Origin of the sequence: Natranaerovirga pectinivora (genome assembly GCF_004342165.1) — a bacterium.
Classification (GTDB): Bacteria; Bacillota; Clostridia; order Lachnospirales; family DSM-24629; genus Natranaerovirga; species Natranaerovirga pectinivora.
Genome location: NZ_SMAL01000007.1, coordinates 1 through 17,188, shown reverse-complemented (window position 1 = coordinate 17,188; position 17,188 = coordinate 1). Strand labels below are relative to the sequence as shown.

Below are 17,188 nucleotides of genomic sequence, written 5' to 3'. Positions count from 1 at the left end.
AAATATTCATCAATATGTGAATAATACTTGTACTTTTCAATGACTATTATTAATTATTCCCAATAAATTGTAAATAAACCAAAAAAAGACCCTATTAGAGGGTCTTATCATTTACAACTTTTTTCTAACATTGATAGAAATTCATGTTTTGTTTCCTTTTGAGTAATTATTTTTTGGAGTTTTTCTAAACTTAATTTTGGCTCCCAGGCTTTTCTTGTATTAAAATAGTAATTGGCTATTTTCCAAAACTTTTCTGGATATAATAACGTAAAGTATAATATTTCTAAACCATCTTGATCCAAAGAATTCACCTTATTATATGCCTCTATCATTTTCATCCCATAATTTGCATTCCAATTGTTTTTCTCCATTACTTTTCTAATGAAATGGTATAAATCCATTATCTGAAGGTCTAAGCAACTTTTTTCAAAATTAACAGTCATTGTAGAACTATTTGTTAATAAAACATTATGTTGGGTATACTGACCATGGCAAACCTGACCTTTGCTTTGAGCATCTTTTACAAGAGAATTGTAATCTGATACCTCAAACCCATTTATGGATTCTTTGGCTTTACTATAATAATAGCTGTAATTTTTCAAAAATAATATATCAAATTCTGACCAATGACTTTTATTTCGTATATATTTACGTACTTTTTTTAGTTCATTTGTATGTCTTTTTAAATTATATGTAAGATCTCCAAGATTACTATACACAACACTATGTTCTGGAAAACTTACATTTTGAAGCCCTTTATGTATCTTAGCTAAGTTTTCCACTGCTTGAATGGTTTCTTTCTCATCGTATAAATTACATTCTCTACCTGTACACCAATCTTTCAAAATATACTTTTTGTCATTTAATTCATAAAAAGGTTTATCTTCCACTAAGTTAAACTGATCTACATCCGTAAATCCCTTTTCAATTAAATGTTTTTTCACGTAAAACTCAAACCATGTTCTATTAACTGTGGTTTCCATTTCTTTTAAGAGTTTTACGCCTTTATTGGTCTCACATATATGAGCACCTCTTCCTCTATAGTAATTTTTCACTTTAAATCCGTAATTTTCTACTATCTTATTTATGTTTTCTATCACGGCAATCCCCCCTGCCAATTTAGTTTGTTTTTCAGCCCTATTATAAGACTTCTAGAAGTCCTTATAATCTGATTTTATGTTGGCATTTATTTGCTTTATCAATTTATGTACCTTTTTAATAGGTTTTCTATAATCGATCTTAGTGGTTCGTGATATTAATTTTACTCAATAGAAAAACCTCATATTTTACATAAAGCCAACTACTGTTATTTATATGACTTTAATTACTAAAATATGAGGACAGGATAAAGTGAATTTGAAATTTTTATTTTATATTTAATTTTTTCTTTGCTAATTCTAATAAGGTAAACGTATTATTTTTTTCAGGATCTTCTAATACGACGTTAATTAGGAAGTTTAGAGTTTCCCCAATATGTTTGCCTTCATTGATGCCTAATGCTATTATATCTTTTCCAGTAATTTCTAATTGTTTTATGCTTACACATTGATTTTCCTCTATTATTTTTTTATAAATCTCATTAATTTTTTCTATTGTTAACAATTTTTCTTCCTTCATATACTCACTTTGTGCCATAACATCTGCTTTTTGCACCTTTAATAGCAATGGAAAAATATCCTCTCCTACCTTGAATATAGCTTTTCTTACTGTTTTTGAACTTACTTTGTATCTATAGTCATGATGAATGATTAATCTTTTTACAGTTGTTATTGTTTTATTGTCTGCCTTTAACCTTTTCAATATTCTTTCAGCAAGTATGCTACTTTCTTCTGCATGACCGTAAAAGTGAGCAATTCCTTTTTTATCTGTTGTTTTTTTTGCTGGCTTTCCTATATCATGAAATAACATAGTCCATCTTAGAATTGCATCTCCTTCAATATACCCTAATGTCTTTAATGTATGATCTCCTACATTATACATATGATGAGGATTTTCTTGTTCTGTCTCAAAGCAAGGGAGAAACTCAGGAATTATATTTTCTAGGAGGTTGAGTTCATATAATTTTTTTATTAATTGAGGATTATTAGAAATTAATAGCTTTGTAAGTTCTACTAAAATTCTTTCAGCACTAATATTATTGATGTTTCTCGAAAGCTTTTTTATTGCTATCTCTGTATTTTGTTCTATCTTAAAGCTCAGTTGGGCTGCAAATCTAATGGCCCTTAACATACGAAGTGCATCTTCGTTAAATCGTTCTATTGGATTACCCACACATTTTATAATGCCTTCTTTTAAATCCTTAATGCCATCAAAAACATCAACTAATCCATCTTCATTATTATATGCCATTGCATTAATTGTAAAATCTCTTCTTTTTAAATCTTCAATAAGATCTTGTGTATACTCTACAGACTCAGGTCTTCTATTATCTAAGTATTTTCCATCAATTCGATAGGTTGTTACTTCGTAAGATTTATTGTCTATTAATATCGTAACTGTACCATGTTGCAGCCCAGTATCTATTGTTTTCTGAAATAATTTTTTAACTTCTTCTGGTTTTGCAGAGGTGGTAATATCCCAGTCCTCTGGTTTTCTTCCTAATAAACTATCTCTTACACAACCACCTACAACATGAGCACTATATCCTGACTCTTGTAATTGATCTATAATTGAAATGACTTCATTTGGCAAATTTATTTTCATTATAAGTCTCCTAACCATACTTTTACAATTAGTATCCATACTCTTTTTAAAAAATATATCATTAAATATGTTTATTCTGTATTCTACAATTAATTTAATCATATATTTCTTAAAGAATCCATCATTTTTATAAAAATAATCCTATCTTGTATTGTAAGATAGGATTACTTTATATATTAACCTTTATGCATTTAGCATTATATTTTCATCATTAAAGGTTTTAGTTATCATAACAATGATTACACCCAAGACTATTGCTGAGCCACCTATATTAACAAAGAATTGTGCCATAGTTAATTCCAATTCTAATAAAGCTTTTAATGCTGCCACACTTCCATAAACAGGTATACCAAAGCTTGTAAGTTCTGGCGTTCCTTGAGAAAACATATTGGCAAAAGCACCCATCATAACAATCATTGTAATTGGCGCAGCATATGTATTTGCCTCTTTTATTGTTTTAGCTCTTACAGAAACCAAGGAAATAATGCCAACGAAAATACCAGCCATACCTATCATGATAAAGAATAATTGCACATAAGCTATAAAATCCAATCGATACCCTGATATATTCATATCCCCTCCACCAGAAAACATAACTGCAGCAAATGGCATAGAAGCTATAATTCCTGCAAATGAACACAGTACTGAAAGTATAGAAACAAGTCCTAAGCTTATTAACTTTCCAAAGGCAATGGTTTCTCTTTTTACAGGTGATAATAAAAGGGTAGCCATAGTGCCACGCTCTTTTTCCCCTGCAATTGTATCTGTTCCAATACCCATAACCGCTGAGAATAAAAACACTGTAATAAGTACAGGTAGTAACATTGCAAGACCTTTTCCAGTTGCTCTATTATCATCTTGAATAATCCCTTCTGATGGATTAGTTCTATCAATATCAAAAACTGTAATATAGTCTATATTCCCAAAACGCTCCGCTAAGATATCATTTTCAAAGGTTGACAATAAAGTAGTTCTAAATCTGTTTCTTGCAATATTTGAATTGTCTTCAGAGGGATTATAAAAAGTTCTTATTTCTGGACGATTACCTGTGGCATAGCTATCAACCATATCCATAAAACCCTCTTCAAATTCAACTAGTAAATCCACTCTACCAAATCGGATATCTTCTTTAATTTTATCAAAATTTTCGTTGGTTTCAATAAAAGATATACTCATATTTAATTCATTATCTAACCCATACATCTTAAATAATTCAGGGGCATTATATACATAGACCACAGAAGTATGTTCATCAAAATTTTTCATCATCCCTTCAAGAGCAATCCCCATGATAGAATACATAGCAAAGATACTAACCGCAGGGAGAATAAACATTGAAAATATTAGCCTTCTATCAGAAAAAACTCTTTTAAACTCTTTCTTTATAATAACACTTAACATTTTATGCCTCCTCCTTAACACTTGCTTTATACAACTCAAAGAATGCATCTTCTAAATCCTCTGTATCGGTTAACGCTAATATTTGGGCAACATTTCCCTCTGCCTTTAACTCACCGTTAATAATAATCCCTATACGGTCACATAGCTTTTCTGCTACAGACATAATATGTGTAGACACAATGACTAATTTACCTTTTTCTTTTAATTCAAACAAATAATCCGTAACAGCTCTTGCCGTAATAATATCTAATCCATTTGTAGGCTCATCAAAGATAACTACCTCTGGGTCATGGACTAAACTTACTGCTATAGATAGTTTTTGTTTCATCCCTGTGGATAGTTCCTCTATTTTTTTATTTGAAAAGTTATCAATTCCAAAGTATTTAAAGAGTTCTTCTGTTCTTTTTTTTATAGTTTCATTGTCAAGCCCATACAGCTTGCCGAAGAATTGCATCGTGTACTTTGGTGAAAAATGGGTATCTAATTTTAATTCATTGGTTAAAAACCCAATTCTTCTTCTTACTTCACTTGATTTTTTAACAACATCAAAACCTTGTACAACAATCTCTCCCTCTGTTGGTTTTAACAAGGTAGCAATACTTCTTAAGGTTGTTGTCTTTCCTGCTCCATTAGGTCCAAGAAGGCCGTAGATTTCTCCTTCATGTGCTGTAAAACTTAAATTATTAACAGCTGTTTTTTTATTAGTTCTAGATTTTAACTCTTTCATTTGTTTTTTATTAAGCTTATATATTTTAGTTAAATTCTTTACCTCTATCATTTATACCCTCCTCATTTTCTAACAATACATATTATTCTATCTTATTGCATTGTTACTGTAAATAATACCCACTCATTTTTAATTATCATTAATTAGCTTCCATTGTTTCAAGTAAACTATTTGAGGTAGCTGTACTGTCTTTGGACTAATCGGGTAGAAGGGAAAATCGAATTATTTTCCCCACCTCCTACACCCCAAAGCTTTACAAAGTAGACTGGATTTATAATAATGGACAATTCTCACACCCCAAAGTAAAATTAAAGTAATACAAACAGGAAGATATTATGGGAAATATATAAAAACTAAATCCTTATCATATTGAAGAACTAAAGAAAAACAAATATGTACTTGATGCTAATATAGATAGAATTTTATATAGTAATGAATTTAAAAAAAGAGCTATTATATTAGGATTAGAAGGTTACACAGCTAAACAGGTGTTTACTAAGTGTGGTTTTGACATTTCTTATTTAGGAACCAGACCTACAGAACAAATTAAGCGATGGAAAAAACAATACAATTTACATGGTCTAGAAGTATTTCAAGATAAACATCTCTTACCTAGAAATATTAATTCTGTCTTAAGTAAAGATCAACAGATATTACACTTAAAGAAGGAACTCAAGAAAACCAAGCAAGAGTTAGCCTTTATAAAAAAGCTCGAAAAAATAGAAAGTGAGATGATATGTAAACGAAATATGACTGGGGAACAATTCAAGTTAATAAGGAGAATATCTCAAATGAAGTCTTTTACTATTAGTGCCCTTTGTTCTCTTGCCAACGTATCACGTTCTGGTTATTACAATTATTTCTCTAGCAAGAAATTAGATAATTTATTAAGTATGGGGTCTAAAATTTGTCCTTTACAAGGGTGTTAATTTAAAGAGCCAAAATAAAAATGCACCTCCAAAAGCTTTTCTCTAGCTTTTGGATGCGCACTTTAATTCAACCCTATATTCCTACACAGATTTTAACTTACCATTTCTTAATTATTTTACCTGTGTTGTTTATATAATAGTTTCCAACTTCTGCTATTCCATCCCTAAATTCATGGCCATAGCCCAATTGTCCATGACCATGATAAATTGTTGTTAATATATTGCCTTTTTGATCAATATACGATGTGTTTGAAACAGGCCCTATTACATTAGGTATATATGTCCTATAACTTACTGCTACAAATCCTTCTGAAAAATTAGTCACATCATATATCCAAGTATCACTAAATTCTTTATGTATATTTTCTATAACTTTATATAGATCTACTATATAATTCCCTTCCCTATCAATAAAAACATAATAATTATTGAATCTTTCACCAATATTTACAAGAGCTAATCCTTCAGAAAAAGTCTCAGCTTCATAGTATTTAGGTTCGATAATATAATCCCCTTGCTTGTTTATATAACCCCATTTTTTACTGTTTTTATCTTGAACAGCAGCTATTCCTTCAGAAAAATTTTTCGCAAATAGATATTGAAGCGGTATAATTACTTTGCCTTTTTTGTTAATAAAACCCCATCCACTATAATTTTTAATCAAGGCTAAATCTTCACTAAAATTATCAGCATCATTTGCTTTAATTTCTGGTCTAACAACAATCTCACCAGCTGTATTAATAAATACATACTCTCCATTTATTCTTGCAAGTGCTAATCCATTTTTAAAATCACTTATTATAGAAGATGATCTATTATCAAAAGCAAAAACAATACTACCTTCTTTATCTATTATTCCATGTCTATCCTCAAACAAGATAACTCTAGCAAATCCTTCAAAAAAGTCAAATGCTCTAAAAAAATTGGGTTCTATTACCATATCTCCTACCGTATTTATGTACCCATATGACCTTCTATCGTATGTAACTACAGCAAGTCCTTCTCTAAAATTATTTACATCCCTAAACTCTTTAGGTTCAATTACAATATTACCTTGATTATCCATAAAACTATACCTACTCACATATCTTCTACCATTAAAAAAACTTTCCCAAACTTTATATAATGGCTTTTCATTTAACACAACACTAAGCTTATTAATTTCTTCGGAATTTATTAAATCTATTTTATGAACGCCATCTTTAAATGCATATCCATCATCGGGTATTAAAAATCCTAACGCTTGACTAACAAAACGTAAAGGGACATAGGTTCTTCCATCACTACCTAATATAGCTTCTGTATCCATCTCAATTATTTCTCCACCTGATAGCTTTACTAACCTACTTCCGATCACTAGTGTTGCTTTTAAGTTGTCTTTTTTATCAAGAATAGCTATGGTCTGTGTATCGTTATTCCATAAAACAACATAACCAAGACCCTCTATTATAGCTCTAGCTGGAATTTGAGTTCTACTTGATATATCTATAAATGGCGCCCCCATCCCCTTAGGGATATTCAGAATTTGTCCATTTATTTTGATTTCAAAAGATACTTCTTCTCTTGCCAATAAAGGTTTTGTTGTAAGTACTAACAAAAATATCATCATAAGCGTTACAATTAATTTCTTCATACTAACCTCCTATTATTTAAAATTTTCCTATTGATGTAGTAATCAATAGAAAATTTTAATTTTTTTAATTTTTTTAATATGCTTTAGCAAAATAAACCATTTTTTTAGCAGGTTTATCACAGCAAATACATGTATCACTAATATCCTCTTGTTCAAAAGGAATACATCTAGCTGTTGCCCCTGTTTTTTCCTTAATTGTCTCTTCACAAGCAGTGTCTCCACACCACATTGCTTTGATAAAACCTGGTGTTTCCACAAGTATTTTTTCAAATTCATCCATAGACTTGGCTGTAAATGTGTTTTCATCACGATGATTTCTAGCTTTTTCTAGCAGTCCACTTTGAATAGCAGCAATGGTTTCAGCTACTTTTTCTTCTATCTCATCAAGATTAATGAATATTTTTTCTCCATTATCTCTTCTTACAAGTACTGCCTGATTGTTTTCAATATCTTTTGGTCCTAATTCAACTCTAAGAGGGATCCCTCTCATTTCATGCTCACTAAACTTCCAGCCTGGACTTTTATCTGTATCATCAAGTTTAACTCTAAAATCTTTGCTTAATAAAGCTTTAAGTTCATTGGCTTTATCTAAGACACCTTCTTTGTGTTGAGCAATAGGTACAATAACCACTTGAGTTGGTGCAATAGCTGGTGGTAATACCAAACCATTATTGTCTCCGTGAACCATAATAATTGCCCCTATTAATCTAGTAGAAACACCCCAAGATGTTTGGTGTGCGTATTTTAATGTATTGTCTTTGTCTGTATATTGAATTTCAAATGCTTTTGCAAATCCATCACCAAAGTTATGGCTGGTTCCTGACTGTAACGCTTTACCATCATGCATAAGACTTTCAATGGTATAAGTTGCTTTTGCACCGGCAAATTTTTCTTTTTCTGTTTTTTGACCTTTGATCATAGGTATTGCTAAAACTTCTTCACAAAAATCGGCATACACATTCAACATTTTAATTGTTTCTTCTTCTGCTTCTTCTGCTGTTGCATGCGCTGTATGACCTTCTTGCCATAAGAATTCTAATGAACGTAAAAATGGTCTAGTTGTTTTTTCCCATCTTACTACAGAACACCATTGATTGTATAATTTAGGCAAATCTCTATAAGATTGTATTTCATTTGAATAATGTTCACAAAATAAAGTTTCTGAAGTTGGTCTAACACATAATCTCTCCGTTAATTCTTCAGAGCCTCCATGAGTTACCCATGCTACCTCTGGTGCAAACCCTTCAACATGATCTTTTTCTTTTTGTAATAGGCTTTCTGGTATAAACATTGGCATATACACATTCTGATGCCCCGTATCCTTAAACCTTTGATCCAATTGTCTTTGTAATAATTCCCAAATGGCGTATCCATTTGGTTTAATAACCATACATCCTCTAACTCCTGAGTAATCTACTAACTCAGCTTTTTTTACTACATCTGTATACCACTGTGCAAAATCAACTTCCATAGACGTTATTGCTTCTACTAATTTTTTTTCCTTTGCCATTATAAATCTCCTTTCAATTGATATATTTAGACAACAAAAAAGCTCCATCCCACAAAGGGACCGAGCATTATCGGCGGTACCACCCTAATTAACCAAAAAGGTTCTCTCTTATTCCTAATAACGGAAGGCTCCGCTGTATTTTCATACAGAACTCCAAGGTAGGTTGGGTAGCGTCTTATAAAAACCTTTCACCAATGGTTTTCTCTCTAAAATAAAACCTTCTACTTAATAGTCCTCTTCAACATTTTTATAAATATATTCGCTTTTTAGATTATAAACTTAAATAAAATTGTATATTACATCCTAATTTCTGTCAAGATTAAGATTTCCATTTTGGCAATACTTCTACCTCTTGTAATGTTTTGATAAATATTAAAATCAAAGGTCCTAAAATAATGCCAACGACACCAAAAACTCTTACTCCTATATATATTGCCATTAGTGTTGCTAAAGGATGAACACCAATATTGTCTCCCACTAATTTTGGTTCTAGAAATTGTCTTATTAATACCGCTGTACCATAAATAATACCCAGCCAAACTGCATATTGCAGATCCCCTGAAAAAGCTTTGAATAGTGCCCAAGGAATTAAAACTGTACCACTTCCAAATACAGGAAGGGCATCTAAGATACAAATAATCAATCCAATCAGTAAGGCATATGGATTTCTTATAATTAATAGACCAATTGTACATACAACGCCAATAATAACCATTAAAGTCAATTGTGCTTTTACATACCCGAAAAACGCACCTACTAATGCTTTTCTAATTAAATTAAATTTTTCTTTCCATTTAGTGTGCATTTGCTTTGATAAGAAAATTCTGATTTTATGTCTGTCTTTACTTATAAAAAAAGTCGCTATTAATGTGATAATCATAAAGAACATAAACCCTGGCAAAGAAGAAACCAAATTGAGAGACCCATCTGTTACCCCTGGGGTTAGAACTCTCGTAATCCTTCCTCCTATTTCATCCCAGTTATTAATAACCATATCTTTCGTGCTGCCTTGAGAATACCCTAACATTCTATCAAAGCTATAACCCCAATTTTCAAGTGTCAAAATAACTTGATCTTTATACTCAGGAAAGTGTATTACGAATGACTTAAATTCTGTAACAAGCTTTCTAATAATAATATTTCCTATCAATCCAACGATGCTAAGAAAGCTAATTACTGCCAATAAACTACTAAATGCCCTTGGGATTTTTAGATATTTATTAAAGACTTTTATTATGGGTTCGATTATAACTGCTATAAAATACCCAAGTATAAAGGGCAAAAAAACAGAAATTAATCGAATTGTAAAAAAGTAAATAAATACAAGGGTTATGCCTACAATTGTCAAATTGATTAGTTGTTTATTGTTTTTATCTGTCATATATACACTCCTTTCCTTTAAAGTTGGGGTATGGCATATACCATTACTTAAATACTCTTTTTAATAATTATTAAAATGTATTTTACTGATACAACAATACTCGTCAAGATAAGTGTTGATATTATTATTGGTATAACTGGAAATTGCAATCTTAAACTTAGAAATTGAACACTCATATTTATTGAAGAAAAAACACTTAACAATATATTAAAACCTACTACTAATAGAACAAATACTATACTGTCTTTTATAAAAGATTCTTCCTTTAGTTTTTTAATTGAGAGAAAAATAATACCAAACAATATAAGTATGCCTATTATATAGAATATCAACACAAATAGCCCAAATTGGCCTGTATAAATGTCTAAAAAACTAACTAAATATCTATTGGTATTTCCTAAAAATATAGCTGAAAAACTTAGAACACCACCAAATAAAAATAGCAAAAGATAACCCATTACATTAAATATTCCTAAGATTACCCCTAAATTCAACACACTTGTGTAATATGGAAATCCTGAAATTAAGTACATAATATAAACTTCTATTAAAACTGAAACCACAAAAGTATATATAGTGATTAAGTAAAAATATCTCTTAAATGCAACAATACCTGAATTTAATTTATTGTTATCATATAAGTATATTTTTATTATCAGTATAAATAGTACTGATTTTATGTATGTTTTAATAAAGTTTATAAAAAAATTAGCTTTATATATAGCTTGCTCTGAAGAATAAATGTCTAAACGTATAAAGGAAAAAATATATGACAATATGCTAGTAACAAAACTCACAACAAAGGCAATAATTAATGTGTAGATGATAAACTCCCTTAAGTCATGGTAATTCATAATCTTCTTCTTTAAAACAAAATAAAAAATAAAAAAAGTAATTAATAGAACTAAAATAATATTCACTGTAAAGGTACCAATGCTATTTAAAAACAATATATTTATTGCAATACCTAATACCCCAAAAATGTAACTAATGCTAAAAATATCACCTCTTCGAATAAAAAATAATGCACTCATACTCAATATAAAACTAAAAACCAATAAATACCCAACTAATTGCGCCCCCACTTTAAATGCATCTTTGTATATTTTTTTATGATTGTTCATCTGTTCCAAAAGTATTATCCTCCTTTATATGCAACTTCAAAATTTTTCTTAATAAAAATATTATAAATAAAAACACTGTTATAAATATTAATGAATTTCCAAGACCTACAGAAAGAGCAATCGTTCCTAGAAATGGAAACTCAAAACTAAAGCTTGATATTAGTATACAAATAAAAATCAAAATAAAAAAGTAAAAAATTAAAAATATTTGATTTTTTAAATTATTTCTTGGATTTCCATAAAAGCTAGCAAGTAATAATAGTAGAATACCAAGTAATAAAATTACAAATATATAAGAAAAAACCCCTTCTATATAACTATAATACATACCTTCCGCCCCAAGATTAAAACCACTTATAATTAGGATTTCATTTGTAAATCCGATATTTACATTTCCACCTAATGCCAAAACAAAAATATATACAATAACATTCGGTACCATAATCCAAAAGCTTATTTCACCAAAGATGCCAGCATTTAATGAGAAAAATAAAGCAAACAAAGTAACTGGAAAAATAAAAATACCAACTATAGTATATACAGTTTTTCCTATGTAAGGCATAGTTGCTAACAATATACTTGCGTTGAACAAGAATATTGTAATAAATAAAGGTATGAACCAAGTAAAAGTACCTGCAATATAGTACTCTATTCCTTGTAAAAAAGCAGTTAGAAATAATGATTCTAAAATCACAAATCCTACCTTATTTTTAACCGAATAAAATTTTTTAAAAACTAGATTCGTTATACCTATTAGTAATAACCAAAGAATAAAAATACTAGAAATATTAATTAGTGTAGCTTTTGTATCACTTACTAGGGGTTGAAATAAAAGTATATTAAATGCATTAAGATTTATATTTGATCTCGTTACATATAAAACATATGGTCTGATAATAATTGATAAACTAACCAATACCAATAATTGTATTAAACTTTTTATAAAACTAAATAATATTAATTTTAAACACCTTTTTTTGTTCATTATTAAATCCAACTCTTTCTTTACAAACATATATTTTGTTTCTTCTAGTAAAATTATTACAATTTTGATATAATTGAAACAAAGTGCCTTCATCATACATCATAATGAAGTTATTCTAAAGATACTGCACTTTTAGTCATAATTTTTTATATGCTGAAAAACTAGAAATCCTTTAGCATATAAAGAATAATTTTATTGGGGGATAAAATATGAGTTATAATGTTGTATTTGTAGGAAACAACAATTCTTTAATGGAACAACTGGATAAACTTAATATTAACTCAACGATAACAACTACCAAAGAATTACTATTGGAACACCTTAAGACCAATTATAAAACAGTGCATCTTTTAATCATTTCTTTGGAAAATGATATGGATAGCTTTAATACAATTCTTTCCTTGCATACTAAATATTTATACAAGGATATACCATTTATTATAGTTGGCAATAAACAACAAATATTAAATGGCTTGGCTTTAGGCGCTTACGACTATATTATTACGCCTTGTTCACAAGAAGAATTCAGTTCTAGATTATCATTAACCCTAGAATCTTTAAGTTGTTCTACTTTATATAAAAAAGATAAAATTGCAAACATTCAAATGACCTTCCAAGAATATTTATTTTCAGAAATTAAAAGAGCTGAAAGAGGTATATATGATTTGTCTATTGTATTCTTCTCTATTGTACCTAAAGAGTTAACCTTTGATAGCGATGACAGAACCATCTGTTTACTTATTAATCAATTATCCAAACTTGTTCATAGTCGATTAAGGTCTACTGATACAGTTGTTCAATATGGCACATTAACCATCGTTTCTTTCTTGCCCTTTACATCTAGCTTTAATGCTGAAGCTGTAACAGATAAAATTGAAAAACTTTACTTAAATAATCTTCCCCACTGGATTACTAATAAAGATCAATATCAATTGGTTTATTCTATTGTATCTTATCCAAGTGATGGAGACAACCCTGAAGATTTATTATTTAATGCGGAAAAAATATTAGAAAAAAACATCGCATCCATAACCATATAATTAACTTATATCTAACCCAGCCCCTTTTATAGGGGCTTGAATAGTATCGACAAAGTCGATACTATTTTAATGTATTCTAGGTGGTGAAGGGATTTTTATTATATATAAGTTTCTGAAACCCGCAACCGTCCTTGGTTGCAAGAGTTTCGCTGCGCCATCCTTGGCTACGCTATTACACTTATATATAACAAAAATCCTTGTTCCTATAAGTTTGTCTACAGTCTCCAAGCCCATTTTATAGGGCTTTTACTTTTTGACTTGACACCCTAAGTATATTGTTATATTATAATATTATATTATTACGATGTATGGAGGTAACATTATGAAAAGAAAAAATCATCAACAATGGTCTTGGATACTGATTATATCTTTCTTTGTTTTGGGAATTTTTGATTTTAGGTTTGGTGTACTTGGATTGGCTTGTATGGCTGCACCTATTTACCACGCATTAAGGGGTAGAGGCAAGATTCACTGTTCTAAATATTGTCCAAGAGGCTCATTTTTAGGGAAATTCATGCCATTTGTCTCTTTTAATAATGCCTTGCCTAAGTTTATGAGAACTAAAAACTTCAAACATTTTTTATTAGTTACAATGCTAACTGTCTTCTCTATATCCATCATTCACACCGGGTTTGAATTTCAAAAAGTAGGCTTTGTATTCTTTAGATTCATGGGGGTATCCTTCATAATCGGCATTCTCTTCGGCATTTTCTTTAAACCTAGAAGTTGGTGCCAAGTATGCCCAATGGGTCATGGAACCGCTCTGATTACTAATATTAAAAAAGCAAGCTAAGAAAGGGCTTATCTCAGAATGATTTCTGAGATAAGCCCCTTTTTTAATCAATTACCTTTAATATATTTCTAATATTGTTTTTTTCAATTGTATATTTGCTTACATTCTTTACATTTATATCTTCTGTATCATAAAGGAACACACTGTCCATCTTACTGCTACTCTTAATTACCTTGTCTAAATTATTACTAATTATCAAACTCTCTTTTGCTTTGCCCTTAGATTCATCTAATACTTTTTTCATAAAGTTTTCATCTGGCATAGATATACCCATATCAGATGCAAAATAGTAGTCATCAAAATATTTATCTACACCTAAAAGTTTAAGCTCTGATAAACCATACAAAGATTGATCATTACTTATAATATACACATTTTTATTGTCTTCTTTTAACTTTTCCAATACTTCTCTAGTACCATCTATAAGATGTATTGATTCAGTCGTTAACATTCTAAACGCTTTTGCAACACTTTTCGTATATTTTTTCTTAGGTTTAATATCTTTGTTTTTAAATAATTTATAGAATACGTCTTCTATATTTATAGTAGGTACTGGTCCACTGCTTAATCCTAAAAGTTTTTTCTTTGTTTTATCAAAAATATCTTTCATCTCTTCTGGTGTGTATACTGCACCATAATACCCATAGTACAAAATCATTTTTTCCCAAACTTCATCTTTGTTCTCATTAGTCACAACATCAACTAGTGTTCCATATAAATCAAAATAATAATTTTTATACATAATTACCTCCAAAATATAATGCACCTGTCTATCTGTAGTTACTTAAATCATGTAATTCTATATTTTTTAATGCTTGCCTATTTTTTGACCATCTAATAATAATAACCTTAATTATCCCTGCTATTGGAATAGATAAAATCATACCCATAAGTCCAAATAATGCTCCAAATACAATCAATGAAAGGAGAACAAAAAATGGATGTATGCCTATGCTCCTACCTTGAACTTTTGGTGACACTAACATAATATATATTTGTTGCACAACAACTATATATAAGCCTACCATAAAAGCTCTTCTAACACCTTCATTAATAAGCGCAATAATTACTGCAGGAATAATCCCTATCCAAGTACCCAAGTAAGGAATTATATTTGTATACCCAGCAAAAACACCAACTAAAAAAGAAAACTCAAAATCAATAATAATTAATGAAAATGCTGTAACAAAAGATAACAAGGTTAAATCAATTAGTCGACCTCTAACAAAACTGCTAATGACTAGATTTATATCTTGAAATAGCAGCGTTATTGACTTTCTTCTTTTTTCCACAAATAACAGCTTTAATGTATTGTCAATAAGTTTAGTGAAATACTCTCTATTGTACATGATATTAACAGAAAATACTAAACCAAATGACAAATCAATAAAGTATTTGCCTATGGTTCCAACTCTTGCAGCAAGTAAAGAAAGTAACTTTTGTAATCCCTTTGAAAAACTTTCAGAAAAACCATCTATATAATTTAATAGATCATTAGATATTCCTAAATCCTCCATTGCCACGCTAACATTTTTTATTTCTTCCGAATATTGATCAAAGTATTGTTGTATATACTTCCAAGTTTCTTCAAAACTAAAGTCTTTAACACTTCCACCAACCATCATATAAATACTATAACCTAAAAGTATAATAATCATCAGCACAACAGCGAAGGCCATTGTTATACTTATCATTCTTGTATATCTTTTGATTTCTATTGATGGTTCACTTTTGTTTTTTTTACTAAACTTAATATTTGATAAGTGGGACTCAAAAAATTTAACCAATGGTAGTAACAGATATGCAATAACGATACCCCAAATCAAAGGAGATAAAATACTTAAAGTACGGGATAAAATGCCAATAGTTGTTTGATACACAATATTAAGATTTTCAATCACTGCATATATAATATATACAATAACAAAACCTAAGGTAAAATATTTTATTTTCTTCATATAACGTTTATCAAGTTCTATTTTCAAAACTTAACACCTCTTGTGTATAATAAATTAAAAACTTTTATACATCTTAAATATTCTACCATATATAAATTTCTTTTAAAAGTTAAAATCTATGTAAAAGATTATCTCCATCCTTTGGTATTATATATAATTCTGTTTTTTTAATCAAGGTCTCTAGAGATATTTTTATATCTAAAATTAAATTATAATTTTTTCCCAAATTTTGATAGTCTTTAGAACTTATATTTTTATTGTTTTGAGTAATACTAAATTATGTTTATAAAGTGACACTGTTCACAAAAGAAAATAATTATTAGGAGGCTTATTATGAAAAAGATTTTAGCTTTATTAGTCATATGTACATTAGCTTTTTCAGCATGTAGAGCTGGGGCTCTAGAAGATGGTACACAGAACGACCAACCAAACTTCCCAAATACTACTGGCTTACAAGACCCTTATGAAGATACTACAATAGAGGAAGCGGACAATGATATTGATGTAGCCCTAGATCATCCTGAACTTAGAAGAATTAATGCCACTTTAACCACACAATTAGAAGATCTTGATGCGGCTGCATCTGATCCAAGCATTAACTATACAGATCGTGCAAGAATTTATACCGATAGAGCAAATGCTTATGGAACTGCACTTAATGAATTTAATGCACTTGGTTTAAACGACCAAGCAAATGCGCCTCACTATGATAATATAAGAAATTATTATCAAACAGGTCATACAAGATTTAACGAATTTGGTACAAATTATGCAGGGTTCCAAACACAAGCAGATGAGCAAAATTTCTTAGGCAGAATGGGCGAAGATGGCCGATATATAAATGCAAATATTGAAGATGCCTATAGAAATTCAATGCGTCAATTAGGATTAGTGGAGTAAGGCAAATTCATTAGGTTCTATAATAAATGTTGGGGTGTAAAAACCTCAACATTATTTTTTTGTAAAAAAATAATGCACTTATCCTCAATTCCCTTTAACATGTT

General features: G+C 29.7%; 15 protein-coding genes and 1 other annotated feature. Of the genes, 4 read left to right on the top strand and 11 right to left on the bottom strand.

Annotated features, from left to right (window positions below; translation table 11 throughout):
- Positions 1 to 107: 107 nt before the first annotated feature.
- The 4 genes from EDC18_RS10100 to EDC18_RS10085 all read right to left on the bottom strand — a co-directional run bounded on the left by EDC18_RS10100 (position 108) and on the right by EDC18_RS10085 (position 4,882).
- Positions 108 to 1,100 (bottom strand): CotS family spore coat protein, encoded by a 993-nt coding sequence (locus tag EDC18_RS10100; RefSeq protein ID WP_165878552.1) that lies wholly within the window; start codon positions 1,098 to 1,100, stop codon positions 108 to 110.
- A 265-nt stretch (positions 1,101 to 1,365) separates the two neighbouring features.
- The gene (locus EDC18_RS10095) at positions 1,366 to 2,703 is read right to left on the bottom strand and encodes a CCA tRNA nucleotidyltransferase (protein WP_132252764.1); all 1,338 of its coding nucleotides are present in this window, start codon (positions 2,701 to 2,703) and stop codon (positions 1,366 to 1,368) included.
- A 183-nt stretch (positions 2,704 to 2,886) separates the two neighbouring features.
- Positions 2,887 to 4,104 (bottom strand): ABC transporter permease, encoded by a 1,218-nt coding sequence (locus EDC18_RS10090; RefSeq protein ID WP_165878551.1) that lies wholly within the window; start codon positions 4,102 to 4,104, stop codon positions 2,887 to 2,889.
- 1 nt (position 4,105) lies between these two features.
- On the bottom strand, positions 4,106 to 4,882 hold the full coding sequence (locus EDC18_RS10085) for an ABC transporter ATP-binding protein (protein WP_132252760.1): 777 nt from the start codon (positions 4,880 to 4,882) through the stop codon (positions 4,106 to 4,108).
- Between the two features lie 317 nt (positions 4,883 to 5,199).
- Here EDC18_RS10085 and EDC18_RS14960 point away from each other — a divergent pair, with 317 nt between their 5' ends.
- Positions 5,200 to 5,760 carry an HTH domain-containing protein gene (locus EDC18_RS14960; RefSeq protein ID WP_371829319.1) on the top strand — a complete coding sequence of 187 codons (561 nt, stop codon included), beginning with the start codon at positions 5,200 to 5,202 and terminating at the stop codon, positions 5,758 to 5,760.
- Between the two features lie 97 nt (positions 5,761 to 5,857).
- On the opposite strand, the gene EDC18_RS10075 is transcribed toward EDC18_RS14960, so the two are convergent.
- The 5 genes from EDC18_RS10075 to EDC18_RS10055 form a co-directional block, all read right to left on the bottom strand.
- On the bottom strand, positions 5,858 to 7,393 hold the full coding sequence (locus EDC18_RS10075; protein ID WP_132252756.1) for a WG repeat-containing protein: 1,536 nt from the start codon (positions 7,391 to 7,393) through the stop codon (positions 5,858 to 5,860).
- Between the two features lie 73 nt (positions 7,394 to 7,466).
- Positions 7,467 to 8,903, bottom strand: coding sequence for a proline--tRNA ligase (gene proS, locus EDC18_RS10070; RefSeq protein WP_132252754.1), 1,437 nt, complete (start codon positions 8,901 to 8,903; stop codon positions 7,467 to 7,469).
- A 52-nt stretch (positions 8,904 to 8,955) separates the two neighbouring features.
- Positions 8,956 to 9,154 (bottom strand) — a binding site (T-box leader).
- Positions 9,155 to 9,222: 68 nt separating this feature from the next.
- Positions 9,223 to 10,284 carry a sporulation integral membrane protein YtvI gene (ytvI, locus tag EDC18_RS10065; protein WP_132252752.1) on the bottom strand — a complete coding sequence of 354 codons (1,062 nt, stop codon included), beginning with the start codon at positions 10,282 to 10,284 and terminating at the stop codon, positions 9,223 to 9,225.
- A gap of 47 nt (positions 10,285 to 10,331) precedes the next feature.
- Positions 10,332 to 11,417 carry a hypothetical protein gene (locus EDC18_RS10060; protein ID WP_132252750.1) on the bottom strand — a complete coding sequence of 362 codons (1,086 nt, stop codon included), beginning with the start codon at positions 11,415 to 11,417 and terminating at the stop codon, positions 10,332 to 10,334.
- The gene (locus EDC18_RS10055; protein WP_132252748.1) at positions 11,395 to 12,423 is read right to left on the bottom strand and encodes a hypothetical protein; all 1,029 of its coding nucleotides are present in this window, start codon (positions 12,421 to 12,423) and stop codon (positions 11,395 to 11,397) included. The genes EDC18_RS10060 and EDC18_RS10055 overlap by 23 nt, the downstream gene beginning before the upstream one ends.
- Before the next feature lie 179 nt (positions 12,424 to 12,602).
- On the opposite strand from EDC18_RS10055, the gene EDC18_RS10050 reads away from it, so the two are divergent.
- Complete coding sequence (locus tag EDC18_RS10050; protein WP_132252746.1) at positions 12,603 to 13,433, top strand: hypothetical protein; 831 nt, start codon at positions 12,603 to 12,605, stop codon at positions 13,431 to 13,433.
- A gap of 322 nt (positions 13,434 to 13,755) precedes the next feature.
- Positions 13,756 to 14,226 carry a 4Fe-4S binding protein gene (locus EDC18_RS10045; protein WP_132252744.1) on the top strand — a complete coding sequence of 157 codons (471 nt, stop codon included), beginning with the start codon at positions 13,756 to 13,758 and terminating at the stop codon, positions 14,224 to 14,226.
- A 43-nt stretch (positions 14,227 to 14,269) separates the two neighbouring features.
- On the opposite strand, the gene EDC18_RS10040 is transcribed toward EDC18_RS10045, so the two are convergent.
- Positions 14,270 to 14,968, bottom strand: coding sequence for an HAD family hydrolase (locus EDC18_RS10040; RefSeq protein ID WP_132252743.1), 699 nt, complete (start codon positions 14,966 to 14,968; stop codon positions 14,270 to 14,272).
- 28 nt (positions 14,969 to 14,996) lie between these two features.
- Positions 14,997 to 16,211 (bottom strand): AI-2E family transporter, encoded by a 1,215-nt coding sequence (locus EDC18_RS10035; RefSeq protein WP_132252741.1) that lies wholly within the window; start codon positions 16,209 to 16,211, stop codon positions 14,997 to 14,999.
- A 306-nt stretch (positions 16,212 to 16,517) separates the two neighbouring features.
- On the opposite strand from EDC18_RS10035, the gene EDC18_RS10030 reads away from it, so the two are divergent.
- Complete coding sequence (locus EDC18_RS10030; protein WP_132252739.1) at positions 16,518 to 17,084, top strand: hypothetical protein; 567 nt, start codon at positions 16,518 to 16,520, stop codon at positions 17,082 to 17,084.
- Positions 17,085 to 17,188: the final 104 nt, after the last annotated feature.